Source organism: uncultured Photobacterium sp. (assembly GCF_947039875.1).
Taxonomy (GTDB): Bacteria; Pseudomonadota; Gammaproteobacteria; order Enterobacterales; family Vibrionaceae; genus Photobacterium.
The window spans coordinates 1-17114 of sequence record NZ_CAMRAN010000064.1 but is presented as its reverse complement, the minus strand read 5'-3'; the positions used below and the strand labels follow the sequence as shown (position 1 = coordinate 17114).

Below are 17114 nucleotides of genomic sequence, written 5' to 3'. Positions count from 1 at the left end.
TTTGTCTTTTAGGTTGTGGTGTAACAACCGGTATGGGCGCAGTACTTAACACTGCAAAAGTTAAAGAAGGCGACACTATTGCTGTGTTTGGTCTTGGCGGTATCGGTCTTGCAGCTATCATCGGTGGTACTATGGCTAAAGCTAGCCGTATTATTGCGATTGATATCAACGAAAGTAAGTTCGACCTAGCAATGAAACTAGGTGCAACTGAATGTATTAACCCAATGAACTACGACAAGCCAATTCAAGAAGTGATTGTTGAATTGACTGACGGCGGCGTTGATTACTCTTTTGAGTGTATCGGTAATGTAAACGTGATGCGTTCAGCACTTGAGTGTTGTCACAAAGGTTGGGGCGAGTCAGTGATCATTGGTGTTGCTGGTGCAGGTCAAGAGATCTCCACTCGTCCATTCCAACTAGTGACGGGTCGTGTATGGCGTGGTTCTGCATTTGGTGGCGTTAAAGGCCGTTCAGAGCTTCCAGGTATCGTTGACCGTTACATGGCGGGTGAATTCAAACTTGATGACTTCATCTCATTTAACATGGGCCTAGACGACATCAACAAGTCATTTGACCTATTACACGAAGGTAAGAGTATCCGTACAGTTATTCACTTCGATAAGTAATCACTAGCACGATTACAATCTACATTCCCTTTACTGAATCATCTGTAAAGGGAATCGCTTATTTTTATTTTCACTTGTTCAATACCATATGCTAATGGATTAGCAATTAACTCTTTAACGATACTATATTTTAGTTTTACTTCTACCCGATTTGGATAGCGTTCAAATAATCGTTAATTGAGAATGGCAATTGCCACGCTCTGACATTTGGTGTCAGAGCGTTTTTATTTTTACACTACCATTTATATTTAATATGTTTCTTGGATTAGGCATTCGATATAATTAATAAGCCTTTTTATACCAAGTTCTTCTTTTTATATTCTCGTTACGATACGAACCCAGAACAGAGACCTTTTCCATGAACCGTCGTCTATTCAAGTCGTTACCTTTTCAATTGATGATAGCAGCGCTTTTAGCATGGGGGATTGCTTCTCTCTTCCCCTTACAAGCAGGTTTTGAAGATACCACTGCTTTTAAATTATTAATGTTAACTAAAACAACCTATATCGGCTTACTCAAAATGCTTGTCGGTATTGTGGTGCTATTCTCATTGCTACAAGGCATTACAAGTATTGGTTCAACATCACGATTAAAAACATTAGGTTATAAGACGATTGCTTTCTATAGCTTAACATCAACACTTGCTATCTGTTTAGGTCTTGGTGTTTCACTTGCAATCCCTAAATGGCCACACTTAATTGATACAGCCCAAGTCACGGCTGGTAACCACGTACAATTAATTGATAATAGTGCTTCTTCTGGCGGTGCTATTACCGAGAAATTATTTAACATGGCGCTAGTTAATCCGTTTCAAGCGCTAGCAACGACAAACTTATTAGCCATTGTTGTATTTGCACTATTATTAGGTATTGCCTTATTAGCCAGTTTACCAGCTAAGCACCCTATTTTTGAGCTTATTTCAGGGTTCAATATTGCAATTAATCGAGTAGTATCTGCTGTTATTAAACTGGCACCTTTAGCTGTATTTGCAATTGTATTTCAATTTACGATACAAAGCGGAAACAGTATTTTTGGCGAGTTAGCCTTATTTGCTTTATTGGTCTTTTTGCTGACCTTAGTGCACGGCGGCATCGTATTACCTTTACTCGCGAAGGTGTTTACAGGGATTAAATATTCAACGCTATTCCGCGCCCTTTCAGCCCCTATGGCAATGGCATTTGCAACCTCATCAAGTTCAGCGACGTTGCCACTTTCATTGCAAACAGCCCAAGAAGATTTAGGGGTATCTCAACCCACCAGCAGTATGGTATTACCATTAGGCTCAATCATGAATATGGATGGCACTGCACTTTTTGAAGGGGTTGCTGCTATCTTTCTTGCCCAGCTTTATGGCATAGAGCTAGGAACATCAGGATTGATTATGATTTTCATTATGGCAATGGTGTCATCTATTGGTGCCCCAGGTATGCCATCAGGTTCAATGTCAGGTATGCAACTAGTGTTACTAGCTGCAGGTATTCCACTAGAAGCAATTGCTATTTTATTAATTATTGAGCGTCCACTGGATACATTTCGTACGGCAGTCAATGTTGAAGGTGACTTAATAGCAGCTTTAGTGGTTGATAAATGGCAAAACCAGTCAACAAAAGTGTGATCTATGTCATTTCCAGCATCTTATCTGCTTTTACGATCACAGCTTAATATTACTTTGACAGTAAAATAATGGTGCCATAGTATTAAAGAATAAGTACAACGTTTTATTACAAGTCACGCTATGTGCTTATTAAATTTTTAACATCCTTCTTATTGTGGAGTTACCTAACTGAACAATATGATGGAGCAATAATAAGCTCAAGGATGATGTTAATTCACTAACATTAAAGAATAATGATCAATTAACTCATTATTCTTTATCTAATAATGAGTTAATAGGACGTTTATGATAAAGAAATTCTTACAAGCATTTGGGTTCAAAGACGCTGAAACTAAATCTCGCCAATTACGTGAACGACTTGAATTTGCCGTTCAACAAAATCTAGGTCAACGTGAAGCTCGCGCTAATCGTGAATATCAGTAAATTATTGATTATTAGATTTAAACATATTTACGCGCCTTGGCACGGGCAACAACAATAAGACGATTAATCAATACCTTTTGTTTCTCCGTGCCTGCTTGTTTTAGTTCTCGAATAATACGTATTACTTCAGTTTCTAAATATTTAGTCGTTTTTGTTTGAACCATACTACGGATCAATTTATCAGCTTTATCCGGTATCGGTTGTTGTAATGCCCACTCATAGCTATAAACACTTTCTCCTGCTGTATTTATCTCAGGCAAAGAAATAACAGCAACCTTCGGTGGTAATTGCATGTCATCAATACGAGCTAAACGACGATAATATCCCTGTACAACAGGTGATTTATGGTATGGCAGCTCACCATCATGATAAAGTTGAGGGCCAATTTCCTGCGCAACATCAGCTTTAGATTCTAGAATAAATTGACTGGCATTTTTGTCTTTACGCACATATTGATCTTTCTTGGTATTCTCAACCGTATAATATATTTTGGCGCTATGCTTGGCGCGTGTTATTGCTACATAAGCAAGCCGACGCTCTTCTTCTGTATCTGCTGAAATACCTAATGATGATCGATTAACATAAGGAAAAGCATCTTTATCCCAATAAGGTAAATAGACCTGACTATACTCACACCCTTTAGCTCTGAAGATAGTGGTTAGTTGCACACTGTTATTTTGGTGTGATTGGTTTTCAGCCGCAGACTGTTGAGTATAATATTCAAAATACTGTAAGGCTTTATCACAGTTTTGATCCATTGATTCTAATACGGTTTCAACACTGTCTAAACGTTCAACGGCTTCTTCTATTTCCGTTGCCGTTGCTTCTGTTTTCCAAATCCAATTATCAAGTTCACTGTCTCGACGATATTGCTTATAAACCGCCAGCGCTTTAAAATTTCCTTTTCGTTGTAGCATTAATAACAGTTCAATCCGATCTTTAAACGTTTCTAGATTTAATGTTGGTTGAATTTTTTCAGTTTGCTTTATTAAACTAAGCCATTCGTTACTTGGCCGCTGTGATAAAGACTCACACAATGGGCGTAAACTTTTATTAGGTACATAGCAGTGTGGAAAAGATAGTAAATTAAACAATAAGTTGGCTTTATCGTTATTCGCTAATGTTAAAAAACGCCCCGTTGCTAATATCATAATATCCATTAACAACTTTACTTCACGACTGTGTGTTAGCACCGAACCAATCGGCATATGGTAAGGTATTTTCTTTGTTAAAAAAGCCAACTCAAATAACATCGCCTGTGACCAACGTCTAACTAAAATAGCAACTTCGGCAGGTTGACCACCTTGTTGGATAAAATCAGCCACTGATTGCGCAATTTCTCCCACTTGCCGAGCGGTACCAATAACATCCACTACAGTATCCGCAACAGATTCATGCGCAATGGTCTGAAAATCATGGAACCTTTGTTTATTATTAGCAATTAAATGGCTAGCCGCTAATGCTAAACTATGCCCAAATCGAAACGTATGCGACAAACTATATGTCGTTGCTGGCGCAAAATCTTGTTCAAAATTAAGCATGAATTGTGGAGCACTGCCCCGCCATTTATAAATACACTGATCAACATCACCTACCGCAACTAACTGAGCTTGTGGTGATAATAGTAGTTTCAACAATTGATATTGCGCGGTGTTTATATCTTGGAATTCATCAACCATCATAAATTTAATTTGCTGATGATAGTAATGACATAGAGCTTGATCATTTTTTAATAACTGTATAGTTTCTACCAACCAATCATCAAAAAATAGCTGTTTACGCTCTTTACGTACAGTTTCAAAGTTCCAAAATGCTTCAATGATAAAGGCATATTCTCTATTAATTTCAGAGAGATCAAATACCTCTTTGGGCGGCAACATATGTGCTTTGACTAACCCAATAAAGCTCATTAACAATTCAATAGTGCGAGGATCTTTAAACGTTTGTTGTTTTTGATACGATTTTTCTTGGGCCGCCATTTGCCGTAAGACAAGTTTGGCAATGGTTTTATCACTATCACCATTATTAAAATCAATTTGATAACCCGTCGCAGATAGATACCCAGACTGTCTTAATAGCTGAAAACAAAAGCTATGAAAAGTATGAACAGGTACGCGCGCGGCTAACGGGATCTGTGCTAACTTTTCCTTAAAATCGGTGCGAATATCACGGTTAAACATCAATACCAACATTTGTTCTGCTGCGATTGATTGTAATTGATGTTCTACAACACCGACTAACGTTGTTGTTTTCCCCGTTCCTGCACCAGCAACACAAAGTGCGTTACCTGACTGATGATGAATAAAAGCAGTTTGTTCAGCAGTAAAACGGGTCATTAAAAATACTCAGTAAGGCAATAAACGCATAGCAAACGAGTATAGCAATTGCCATATAAAGTTTAAATCGTAAAACATGACATTACATCCACACTCCTTTATCTACCAAACATCGTGTAATCAAAGATGGTATAACCCAGCAAAATCTGGCATTGGTCGCTATCTATTGTTAAAATTCGGCTCCATTATTGGTGGCGATGCGCCATTGACTGTCTTTATTTGCCGTTTCAATCGGTGTTACTACTAAGAACTACATCATGATAAAAAATAAAAGCTTAATGACCAATGTGCTCTCTCTCCTTCTCTTATTCATTGGTTATATTAGTAATCAACATATCATTCTTTACTGTGGCTTATTTGCCTTTTCAGGTGCATTAACAAACTGGCTTGCCATTTATATGTTATTTGAAAAAGTACCCGGCCTTTATGGCTCAGGTGTTATTCCTGCTCGCTTTGAAGCATTTAAATTAGCAATTAAAAATTTAATGATGGAGCAGTTTTTTACTCAACAAAATATTAGTCGTTTTTTAAACCAAGATACTGACCAATCAACCTCATTAGATATGCAGCCAATTATCAGAAAAATTGATTTTGCACCGACTTTTGACTCATTACTGGATGTGATCATGAGTTCATCTTTTGGTGGCATGATCACCATGATGGGTGGGCCAGAAGCTATGGAGCCATTACGTGAACCTTTTATTGAGAAAATGCAGCAATCAGTAACAGAAATCAGTGAACAAGATAACTTCAAAACTGCCCTTAAACAGCAATTAGTTAAACCTGAAACATTGCATGATATTGAAAGTAAAATTGAAGATATTATAGACCAACGGTTAAATGAACTTACCCCTAAAATGGTCAAAGAAATGGTACAAAAAATGATTAGCGAACACCTGGGGTGGCTGGTTATTTGGGGCGGAGTCTTTGGTGGTATTATCGGCATCATTTCAGCATTGATTACAGGTTAATAACACCCGCTTTAATTTTAAGTAGCTGTGACCTTTTAAAGCGTATACAGCTACTCTCTTTACTCCTTTCAGCTTCAAATTGAGAAAGCAATTTATTCACCTTAATTGCAACTAAAAACTAAAATGATTCTTTTTCACTCAATCACTTTCATAAATTACATTAAAAGTGTGATAAATATTGAACTAAGATAACTAACAGTGATAAATACCTGTATATGTATCCAGTTGGAATTCATTTTTCTTGGCAAATTTCTCGACCCATTTCACAATTGCAGCAATTGTTAGTGGTTTAACAGCAACTACATTGTTGTCGGCTGATCATATTAGCCCCAGCATTGCACTATGGATGACTTTTTTTGGCACCATCGGTGGGCTTTTACCTGACATAGATTCAGACCATTCAACGTCGATGAAAGCATTGTTTACACTTCTGGCGGGGTTTTGTTGTTTTGTACTTATCAGCCATATTTATACCCATGTCGCAATGCTTGAGTTGATTCTGTATGTCATCTCATTGTTCATTACTATTCGTTATTTTGGCAAAGCGGTATTTGACCGCTGTACGGTTCACCGTGGCGCATGTCACTCGATTTCATTTGTGACTCTTATTGCACTCTGTTGTGTTCATATTTGCGTCTTATTGGGGCATACAGCGACTGATAGTTGGTTTGCTGGCGGGTTTGTCCTACTTGGCGGCATCGTACATTTAATCCTTGATGAAATATACAGCGTCGATCTATCAAACAAACGCTTTAAATCATCATTTGGTACCGCACTTAAACCTTTCGCCTTTACCAAACCGTTCATTAGCCTAGCTCAGGTTATCGCCATTGTTATCTTATTTGATCTAGCACCAAGTTATGATGGTGCATTACAAGTTGTCACAAATTGGAGTCATTTCCAATTTACACCAGTCTGGTTCAATCTGGACGATACTAAACAATGGTTGTTACACATGTTTTATATTACGCCTCATGATTTACAGACCCTTTATCAACGCTTTTAATCCCTAATAAAACACTATCTCATAATGTAAAGTATGGTATTCCACCGCCATGCTTTACATTTATTACCACTTTAAAGCAAAAAGCAATCGTTTGCTTTTTTGCTGGTAGTCGTACAATGAACCGAGTATTATGCTGAATAAGATGAGTGCTTGAGGCAATGTTTATCTTAAACACTCTATATTTCGATGCCATCATTTTGAAATAGGAATTTCACCATGAGTCTTGCTGATCAAGTTCTTGCCGTCAATGACGACCTGCCCATCCGTACCGATAAACCCGTTCACAGTGGAAAAGTACGCTCTGTTTATTGGCTAACAGACGCAGACAGTCGTCGCCTAATTCAACAAAAAGGCTACAACGTTCAACCTGATGCACCTCTCGCAATTATGATTATCAGTGATCGTATTTCCGCCTTTGACTGTATTTGGCATGGCGAAGGTGGTTTGAAAGGTGTCCCAGGTAAAGGCGCAGCACTCAATGCAATCTCAAATCATTGGTTTAAACTATTTAAAGATAATGGCTTAGCAGATAGTCATATTCTTGATATTCCCCACCCCTTTGTCTGGATTGTACAAAAAGCGAAACCTGTGATGGTGGAAGCCATTTGTCGTCAATATATTACAGGTTCAATGTGGCGTGCATATACGCAAGGCGAACGTCAATTCTGTGGTATTCAACTGCCAGAAGGATTGAAGAAAGATCAGAAATTACCACAACTCCTGATGACACCATCAACGAAAGGTATTCTAAAAGGCATTCCTAATGTACCAGAAGCTGACGATATTAATGTAACTCGTAACGATCTCATTAATAATTATCAGGCTTTCAATTTCCGTAATATTGATGATATTAACTACTATGAAAAACTATTAGCTGATGGTTTTACAGTTATTGGTAATGAATTGGCACAATTAGACCAAATTTTTGTCGATACTAAATTTGAATTTGGCTACGTTACAGATGCTAACGGTAATGAAAAACTTATCTATATGGATGAAGTGGGTACACCAGATTCATCACGAATTTGGGATGGTGCCGCTTATCGTGACGGACAGATCGTTGAAAATTCCAAAGAAGATTTCCGTCAAGTGTTACTTAATTACTTTCCAGATCCAGATATTTTATTAAATAAAGAACGTATGCCTGAACGTTTTGCACTAGCGACAGAGAATGCGCTCCCTCAAGATATATTAATGCAGATATCTAAAATCTACACCAATATCGCAGAAAAGATCACTGGACAGCCAATTACTCTAAGCCAAGATCCAAAGAGTGAAATTATTGATATATTACGCCAAGAATATCAATTAATTGATTAATATTTATTCGAGAGCTATCTGATAGCTCTCTTTTCTATCCCGTATTATTAACAACTCCATTCATATTAATCCTTTAATTGCGATTCTATTCATATTAGATTGCGTAAAAGCATTAATAAAACACCTCTTTCATTACCAAGCCTTCAATTTTTAATCAACACAAACCATTAATAGCATCGTAATAACCAACAATCACACCCAATAAGCATCAATAAAACAAACAAAAATATAACATTGCCACAAGTTGGCCCTTGGCTTTTATTGTAATAATTACACTTAAATAATAATTAGTTTATACATATGCATTTTTGGTATTAATAATTAAGTTTAAATTCAAAAAATACTATTTTAATAACAGAATTACGCAATTAATAATTGAATAAGTACAGCGGTCTACTTTATGATCACATTGAAATTAAAATTGATATAACTATTTATAAGAAATAACTTTCTCTTTAACCATATTTTAGGAGGTTTTATGAGCAGTATTACTGATGCTACTGCCAAGAAAACACGTAGCCGCGAATGGAAAATGTTCCTTTTTATTACCATTTTCCTGTTCCCTATTTTAAGTGTCATTTTCGTTGGTGGTTATGGTTTCACAGTTTGGATGTTGCAATTGTTTGTCTTTGGTCCTCCCGGTCACGGTGGTTGATCCCCTACTTCACACTACAAGCATCATTTAAAGAGAAACAATAATGAAAGCATTTTTTAAAAAAGCTTGGCTGACCCTATCACGCCCAAGCGTTCATATTAGCCTTGGTGTTTTAGCCCTTGGCGGTTTTGTTGCGGGTATTATTTTCTGGGGCGGATTTAATACGGCCCTTGAAAAAACGAATACTGAAGAATTCTGTGTAAGCTGTCATGCCGATAATGTCGTGCCTGAATACGTTAATACTATTCATGATAAGAACCGTTCAGGTGTTCGAGCAACCTGCCCTGATTGCCATGTCCCTCATGATTGGACTGATAAAATTTCACGTAAAATTCAAGCAAGCAAAGAAGTCTTTGCCCATTTTGCTGGATTCATTGATACCCCTGAAAAATTTGAAGATCGCCGAATTGTGCTAGCACAGCATGAATGGGAACGCTTTAAAGCCAATGGCTCACAAGAATGTCGTGATTGCCATGATTACAAAGGTATGGACTTCGAAAAAATGTCCCCTGTTGCACGCGTTCAAATGAAAAATGCAGCAGAGCGAGATCAAAGCTGTGTTGACTGTCATAAAGGTATTGCTCACCACTTACCAAAAGATATGGATACCAGTGGTGGCATGGTGTCAGAGCTAGTCCAACTTTCTCATGGTACTGATTACAGCAAAGGTGAAGAGATTTATAGCGTTCGCTTCTTACCTGTTTATGAAGATAAAGCAATGACTATTGAAGCGGGTATTCTAAATCCAGCATCTGCTGTTAAAGTTATTGATGAAACAGATAATGCCGTTGAAGTTGAGATTGCAGGTTGGCGTAAAGATAAAGGCTATGGTCGTGTAATTCAGGAAGACTTTGGTATGAATATTCCTGTCGCATCTCTCGTAAAAGAATCAGCACAGAACGATAAAGTTGTTAATAAATATGAAGAGAAAGTCGATGACCTAACAGGCCTTCCTTGGCAGCGTGTTACCGCTAAAGTATGGATGCTTAAAGATTCATTAGTGAATGACATCACACCAGTATGGGCACAAGCAAAAACAGCTTACACCACCAACTGTTCTGTATGTCACACCCAACCAGCTGAAGCGCATTTTGATGCAAACACATGGCCGGGTATGTTTAACGGTATGCTAGCATTTGTAAACTTTGACCGTGATAGCGAAGCTATTGTGTTGAAGTACCTACAGAAGCATTCATCTGATTTTTCTGATGCACAGCACTAAGTTTTGATGGAGTTAAAATAAATATGTCAGTATCGAGAAGAAGTTTTCTTAAAGGCCTTGTCACAACAAGTGCAGCGACGGTTATTGGCCCAAGCCTACTCGTATCATCAAAAGTGTTTGCAGACGATCAAATAGGCCAAGGAACATGGCGTTATTCTGGCTCTCACTGGGGTGCTTTCCGTGCACAAATTTATGCAGGTAAAGTACAACAAATTGAAGCGATTGAAATAGATAAAAACCCAACTGAAATGCTAAAAGGCATCAAGGGGATTATTTATAATCCATCACGCGTTCGTTACCCAATGGTACGTCTAGACTGGCTTAAAAAGCACAAGTTTAGTGGCGAAACACGCGGTAATAATCGTTTTGTACGTGTGACATGGGATGAAGCCTTAGATTTGTTCTACCGTGAATTAGAGCGTATTCAAAAAGATTACGGTCCATGGGCGCTCCACGCGGGTCAAACAGGTTGGCGTCAAACGGGTCAATTCCATAGCTGTACCAGTCACATGCAACGTGCTGTCGGTATGCACGGTAATTACATCACCAAAGTTGGCGACTACTCAACAGGTGCAGGTCAAACCATCATGCCTTACGTGCTAGGTTCGACTGAAGTATATGCTCAAGGTACGTCATGGTCTGAAATTTTAGACAACAGTAAGAACATTATTTTATGGGCTAACGATCCGGTTAAAAACCTCCAAGTAGGTTGGAACTGTGAAACGCATGAGTCTTACCCTTACCTTGCGCAACTAAAAGAAAAAGTAGCTAAAGGTGAGATCAATGTTATTTCGGTTGATCCGGTTAAAAACAAGACCCAGCGTTACTTAGAAAACACCCATCTTTACCTTCACCCGCAGACAGATGTACCGTTTATGTTGGGTGTAGCACACACGCTTTACACTGAGAATCTTTATGATAAAGAATTCATCAAAATGTATTGTTTGGGCTTTGATGAGTTTATTGGTTATGTCAAAGGTGACACTAAAGATAACATTGAGAAAACACCAGAATGGGCAGCTGAAATTTGTGGCGTACCCGCTGATCAAATCCGTGAATTTGCTCGTATGCTGGTTAAAGAGCGTACTCAAATTCTATTTGGTTGGTGTATTCAACGTCAAGAACACGGCGAGCAACCTTACTGGATGGGTGCCGTTATTGCTGCGATGGTAGGACAAATTGGCTTACCTGGCGGCGGTATTTCTTATGGCCATCATTACTCCGGTATTGGTGTCCCATCAACAGGCTTTGCAGCACCAGGCGGTTTTCCTCGTAACGTGGATGAGGGGCAAAAACCCAAATGGGATAACAACGACTTCAATGGTTATAGTCGTACTATCCCTGTCGCACGCTTCGTTGATTGTATTTTAGAACCGGGTAAAGAAATTAAATACAATGGTTCTAAAGTGATTCTGCCTGATTACAAAATGATGGTGATCAGCGGTAACAACCCTTGGCATCACCACCAAGATCGTAACCGCATGAAACAAGCGTTCCAAAAATTACAAACCGTGGTAACGATTGATTTTGCATGGACTGCGACCTGTCGTTTCTCTGATATTGTACTCCCTGCATGTACTCAGTTTGAACGTAACGATATTGACGTTATGGGCTCATACAGTGGCCGTGGCTTAATCGCAATGCAAAAGTTAGTTGACCCACTGTACCAATCAAAAACTGACTTTGATATTTTCACTGAATTATCACGTCGTTTTGGTAAAAATAAAGAATACACCCGTGGTATGGATGAAATGCAATGGGTTCAAATGCTGTATAACGATTGCCGAAAAGCTAATGCTGGCAAATTTGATATGCCAGAATTTAATGTTTTCTGGGAGCAAGGATTCCTAGATTTTGGCACTGGTAAGCCCTGGGTTCGACATGCCGATTTCCGTCAAGATCCAGAAATAAATGCGCTAGGCACACCGTCAGGTTTCATTGAAATATCCAGCCGTAAAATTGCTCGTTATGGCTATGAACACTGTCAAGGTCATCCAATGTGGTTTGAAAAGACAGAACGTTCACATGGTGGCCCGGGCTCAGATAAACACCCATTCTGGATGCAATCTTGTCACCCTGACAAACGCCTGCACTCACAAATGTGTGAGTCCGATGAGTTCCGCGCAACCTATACAGTCCAAGGCCGTGAACCAGTATACATTAACCCTAAAGATGCCGCAGCAAAAGGTATTAAGAATGGTGATGTGGTACGAGTGTTTAACGACCGTGGTCAGTTACTTGCAGGTGCAGTACTGACTGATAGCTATCCACAAGGTGTAGTACGTATTGAAGAAGGTGCATGGTACGGTCCATTAAATGAAAAAATTGGCTCAATTGATACCTATGGTGATCCAAATACTCTAACCATGGATATTCCAACATCCGAATTGGCGCAAGCGACCAGTGCTCAAACGTGTTTAGTCAATATTGAGAAATTCAAAGGTGAATTACCACCAGTGACCGCCTTTGGTGGACCAATTGAAGTAAGTTAATCATTTGATTTTAGTGTGATATTTAAGCCCTCGTACTCTTAATCGATACGAGGGTTTATTTTTACCAACAAATCACCGTAATTGGCACTCATCAACATAGATTAATGCTTCACCCAACAGAATTATTACTGACTAATTTGTATCAAAAAAGAGACGTTTGTTTGTTTTTTGTCAAACTTATTGTGCATATATTGATCAATTTAAAAATGTAAGCGAAAATCGTCTTATAGGCATGGAGGTTTATAACAATTGTATGTTTATGGATATTTGACTTTAAAGGTACAAAATATGTCAGGTTTCGCCTACCCTCACACTTGCCCATTAATTGATAAAGAAATCGGTCGCGCCAGAGGGGATTTAACAACGTATGCGCGTGATTTATTACGTTCTTATAATATTCAAATCAGTGGTAAAGAAATGCTGCTTGCTGGCGAAGAATTGTTTAGTGCTCTGAGCGATATTTTTGAAAAAACACGAAAAACAAATGAAGATATGCGCACAGAAGCGCATAAGCAAATAGTGGCGCTTGAAGCTGAAAATATGGAATTACGTGCATTACTCTATTGCCAACGTATGGCGAGTTGAATCTAGATTCTTCACAATACATCACGCATAAAAAAAGCCACCGTCAAAACGGTGGCTTAATTATATCGATTACTTAAACATTATACGTCGTAAGTTGTCGATGCAGTATTACCACCAGTACCGGTCCAGTTCGTATGGAAGAACTGACCACGAGGCTGATCAATACGCTCATATGTGTGGGCACCGAAGTAGTCACGCTGCGCTTGAATCATATTCGCTGGTAAGCTTGCTGTTGTGTAGCCATCAAGGAAGGTTAATGCTGATGTCATTGTTGGCATTGGTAGACCAATTTCCATCGCTTTTGATGCTACTTTACGCCATGCTGGCATGCTGCTTAATAGGATATCTTTAAAGTAAGTATCTGAACCTAGGAATTTAATTTCTGGGTTCACATCGTATGCATCACGAATATTACCTAGGAACGCGCTACGGATAATACAACCACCACGCCACATAAGTGCCACGTTGCCGTAGTTTAGATCCCAGTTAAACTCTTCTGATGCTTCACGGATTAACATAAAGCCTTGCGCATAAGAAATGATCTTTGATGCAAGTAGTGCTTGACGTAATGCATCAACCCACTCTTTCTTATCGCCATCAATCTTAGCAATTGTCTTACCAAATAAGCTTTCAGCTTCAACACGTTGATCTTTCATTGAAGATACACAACGCGCAAATACTGCTTCAGTAATAAGTGTTAATGGAATGCCTAGATCAAGCGCATTAATACCCGTCCACTTGCCTGTGCCTTTTTGGCCAGCAGTATCAAGAATTTTTTCAACAAGTGGCTGACCATCTTCATCTTTATAACCAAGAATTTCAGCTGTAATTTCAACTAAGTAGCTATCTAGCTCAGTCTTATTCCACTCTTGAAGAATAGCTTGCATTTCATCATGAGACAGCTCTAAGCCGGACTTCATGAAATGGTATGCTTCGCTGATTAACTGCATGTCACCGTATTCGATGCCATTGTGAACCATCTTCACGAAGTGACCAGCACCGTCTTTACCCACCCAATCACAACAAGGCTCACCTGCTGCTGTTTTTGCAGAGATTGCTTGGAAGATAGGTTTGATTGCAGGCCATGCTGCTTCAGAACCACCTGGCATGATTGAAGGACCAAAACGAGCACCTTCTTCACCACCAGAAACACCAGAACCTACGTATAATAAGCCTTTTGCTTCAAGAGCTGCAACACGACGGTTAGTGTCTGGGTAGTTTGAGTTACCACCATCAATAATGATGTCGCCTTTATCTAGTAGCGGTACAAGTTGGTCAATAAATGCATCAACAACATCACCAGCACGAACCATTAGCATGATCTTACGTGGTGATTCTAGTTTAGCCACCAAATCTTCTAATGATGTCGCACCGATAATGTTAGTGTCCTTTGCAGGACCTTCAAGGAATTCTTCTACTTTAGAAACGGTACGGTTAAACGCAACAACTTTAAAACCATGGTCGTTCATATTAAGGATCAGGTTTTGACCCATAACAGCTAAACCAATAACACCAATATCGCCTTTCATATTATTCTCCTTGTGCTAGCAACTTTGCAGCTGCTGCATCTAAATACCATTCTGTTTCGCCATGAGAGGCTTTAATTTTTGCGGCAGGATAAGCTAACATCTCTGCCGGCGTACTATTTATTTCAAATAAGACTTCCGCCTTACTTTCACCCAAGACCAAATAAGTAATACGGTCAGCATTTTCAAGTAAACGCGCTGTTTTTGAAATACGCTGCTGACCACTTTGTGGTTGAGTGGCAATCACTGCTAATGCAGGATCATCAAAATTGGTCTGATGTGGAAATAAAGAAGCAGTATGGCCATCACCACCCATGCCTAATAAAATCCAATCAAATGCCGGTAATCCCTGTTTATGTGGAATCACTGCATCCATCTCTGCTGCAAAACGTGCACATTCAGCAATAGGCTCTGCTTCACCACGAATACGGTGAATGTTTGCAGCAGGAATCACAACATTTTTAAACAACAATTCATGTGCTTCGCCAAAATTACTTTCAGCGTCGGTTGGAGCAACACAACGCTCGTCACCCCACCAAAAGTGAAGGTTATTCCATTGAATGCTATCAGCGAAAGGCGCTTGCGCTAACGCTTTAAATAACAATTTAGGCGTACTACCACCAGATAAGGAAATATGTACAGCTTGAGATTGTAAGCTCATCGCTTGCATGGTTTCAGCAAGAGAAATCACTACATCTTGTGGCGTCGCAAATACTTTATAATTCATCATGCTTATAACTCACAATAATCAGTATTAGCTAAATTCTTACATGGGAAGCGCCATTGACGACCATCATTAATTAACAGTTCATCGGCTTCTTTTGGTCCCCATGTTCCTGCTGCGTAACCAAATAAGTGCTCAGGTTGCTGTTTATAATCAAGGATTGGTTGTACAAACTTCCAGCATGCTTTTACTGCATCTGTACGGGCAAATAAAGTCGCATCTTGTTTCATACAATCTAACAATAAACGCTCATAAGCAGTCAACATATTCATTGATTCAAGTTTATCGTAATGGAAATCCATTGACACTTCTTGAGATTCAAAACCTGCACCTGGTTTTTTAAGGCCGAAGCTCATTAAAATACCTTCATCAGGTTGAATACGAATAATCAATTTGTTTTCTGGTGCGTTGGCGCCAAAGACAGGATGTGGTGTTTTCTTAAAGTGGATCACAACCTCAGTAACACGAGTAGGTAAACGCTTACCAGTACGGACATAAAACGGCACACCGTTCCAACGCCAGTTTTCGATAAACATCTTCATACCGACATAAGTTTCAGTACGAGATTCATCATCAACACCATGCTCTTGACGATAGCCAGGAAGGTGTTTGCCACGAACATCAGATTCAGTGTATTGACCTAGCACTAAATTTTTTTGTAGATCTTCTTCTGATAATGGTTTAAAGCTTTGCATCACTTTAACCACTTCATCACGAATAGAGTCAGCATTAATTGCTGCTGGCGATTCCATACCAACCATTGCTAATACTTGCAATAAATGGTTTTGGAACATATCGCGTACCGCACCCGCACCATCATAATAACCACCACGATCTTCAACGCCTAAGGCTTCAGATGCAGTAATTTCAACATAATCAATAAAATTACGATTCCATAATGGTTCAAACATGCCGTTAGCAAAACGGAAGACAAGTAAATTTTGTACTGTCTCTTTACCTAGGTAGTGGTCAATGCGGTAAATTTGATGTTCTTGGAAACATGCGTGAATTTGCTTATCAAGAGAAATAGCCGATTCAAGATCATAACCAAATGGCTTTTCAACGATAAGATTTTTCCAGCCATCCGCTTCATCGTTAAGACCATGAGCAGCAAGACACTCAGGAATAACACCATAAAGGCTCGGTGGCGTTGCGAGATAAAAGACAGCATTGCCATGCGTATGGTGAGTATCTTTAAAGATATCTAAACGCTGCTTTAATACGGCATATTGTTCAGCATCAGAAGTATTTAATGCCTGATAATATAAATGCTCACAAAACTCCGTTAATATCGCTGCATCGGTTTTTTCATTTTCTTCTAGTGCAGAACGAAGCTTATCACGAAATTCCTGATCACTATATGCCGTACGACTAACACCTAAAATAGCGAAATCTTCTGGCAATAAACCATTAGCGTATAAATGATAGAACGCAGGGATTAGTTTTCGATGAGTCAAATCGCCTGACGCACCAAAAATTACAATTGCGTTATTTTCTGGTTTAACCATGTAATGTTCCCATTTATTTACAGATCATTCGATCTGGTACAGCAATCAATTGCTTGGTATAACGGGCGTTATTATGCCGTAATTTTCAATTTTTTATGCATTTTT

At 39.0% G+C, this 17114-nt stretch carries 14 protein-coding genes; 10 read left to right on the top strand and 4 right to left on the bottom strand.

Annotated elements, in window-relative coordinates:
- From Q0V26_RS16460 to Q0V26_RS16450, 3 genes are all read left to right on the top strand, one after another.
- On the top strand, nt 1–626 hold a 626-nt coding region (locus Q0V26_RS16460), incomplete at its 5' end, for a zinc-binding dehydrogenase (protein ID WP_297483855.1).
- Between the two features lie 358 nt (nt 627–984).
- Nucleotides 985–2241, top strand: a complete 1257-nt coding sequence (locus Q0V26_RS16455) for a dicarboxylate/amino acid:cation symporter (RefSeq protein ID WP_297483853.1) — start codon at nt 985–987, stop codon at nt 2239–2241.
- Nucleotides 2242–2526: 285 nt separating this feature from the next.
- The gene (locus Q0V26_RS16450) at nt 2527–2664 is read left to right on the top strand and encodes a hypothetical protein (RefSeq protein ID WP_297483850.1); all 138 of its coding nucleotides are present in this window, start codon (nt 2527–2529) and stop codon (nt 2662–2664) included.
- A gap of 17 nt (nt 2665–2681) precedes the next feature.
- Here the strand turns inward: Q0V26_RS16450 and Q0V26_RS16445 are convergent, their stop codons facing one another.
- On the bottom strand, nt 2682–5000 hold the full coding sequence (locus tag Q0V26_RS16445) for an ATP-dependent helicase (RefSeq protein WP_297483848.1): 2319 nt from the start codon (nt 4998–5000) through the stop codon (nt 2682–2684).
- Nucleotides 5001–5257: 257 nt separating this feature from the next.
- Between Q0V26_RS16445 and Q0V26_RS16440 the strand changes: the two genes are divergently transcribed.
- From Q0V26_RS16440 to Q0V26_RS16410, 7 genes are all read left to right on the top strand, one after another.
- Nucleotides 5258–5971: a DUF445 family protein gene (locus Q0V26_RS16440; protein WP_297483846.1), complete on the top strand. Its 714-nt coding sequence runs from the start codon at nt 5258–5260 to the stop codon at nt 5969–5971.
- Nucleotides 5972–6212: 241 nt separating this feature from the next.
- Complete coding sequence (locus Q0V26_RS16435; RefSeq protein ID WP_297483844.1) at nt 6213–6977, top strand: metal-dependent hydrolase; 765 nt, start codon at nt 6213–6215, stop codon at nt 6975–6977.
- A gap of 216 nt (nt 6978–7193) precedes the next feature.
- A complete protein-coding gene (locus tag Q0V26_RS16430) occupies nt 7194–8297 on the top strand; it encodes a phosphoribosylaminoimidazolesuccinocarboxamide synthase (protein ID WP_297483842.1) in 1104 nt (367 codons plus the stop codon).
- Between the two features lie 478 nt (nt 8298–8775).
- Entirely contained in the window at nt 8776–8952 is a 177-nt protein-coding gene (gene torE / locus Q0V26_RS16425) for a trimethylamine N-oxide reductase system protein TorE (protein WP_080159191.1), read from the top strand.
- A 43-nt stretch (nt 8953–8995) separates the two neighbouring features.
- The gene (gene torC, locus Q0V26_RS16420; protein WP_297483840.1) at nt 8996–10174 is read left to right on the top strand and encodes a pentaheme c-type cytochrome TorC; all 1179 of its coding nucleotides are present in this window, start codon (nt 8996–8998) and stop codon (nt 10172–10174) included.
- 23 nt (nt 10175–10197) lie between these two features.
- Nucleotides 10198–12666 carry a trimethylamine-N-oxide reductase TorA gene (gene torA, locus Q0V26_RS16415; protein WP_297483837.1) on the top strand — a complete coding sequence of 823 codons (2469 nt, stop codon included), beginning with the start codon at nt 10198–10200 and terminating at the stop codon, nt 12664–12666.
- Between the two features lie 288 nt (nt 12667–12954).
- Nucleotides 12955–13251: a hypothetical protein gene (locus Q0V26_RS16410; protein ID WP_297483835.1), complete on the top strand. Its 297-nt coding sequence runs from the start codon at nt 12955–12957 to the stop codon at nt 13249–13251.
- Between the two features lie 80 nt (nt 13252–13331).
- On the opposite strand, the gene gnd is transcribed toward Q0V26_RS16410, so the two are convergent.
- The 3 genes from gnd to zwf are packed head-to-tail and all read right to left on the bottom strand — an operon-like array spanning nt 13332 to nt 17009.
- Nucleotides 13332–14780 carry a decarboxylating NADP(+)-dependent phosphogluconate dehydrogenase gene (gnd, locus tag Q0V26_RS16405; protein WP_297483833.1) on the bottom strand — a complete coding sequence of 483 codons (1449 nt, stop codon included), beginning with the start codon at nt 14778–14780 and terminating at the stop codon, nt 13332–13334.
- 1 nt (nt 14781) lies between these two features.
- Nucleotides 14782–15507 (bottom strand): 6-phosphogluconolactonase, encoded by a 726-nt coding sequence (gene pgl / locus Q0V26_RS16400; RefSeq protein WP_297483831.1) that lies wholly within the window; start codon nt 15505–15507, stop codon nt 14782–14784.
- A gap of 2 nt (nt 15508–15509) precedes the next feature.
- On the bottom strand, nt 15510–17009 hold the full coding sequence (gene zwf / locus Q0V26_RS16395) for a glucose-6-phosphate dehydrogenase (RefSeq protein WP_297483830.1): 1500 nt from the start codon (nt 17007–17009) through the stop codon (nt 15510–15512).
- Nucleotides 17010–17114 lie beyond the last annotated feature (105 nt).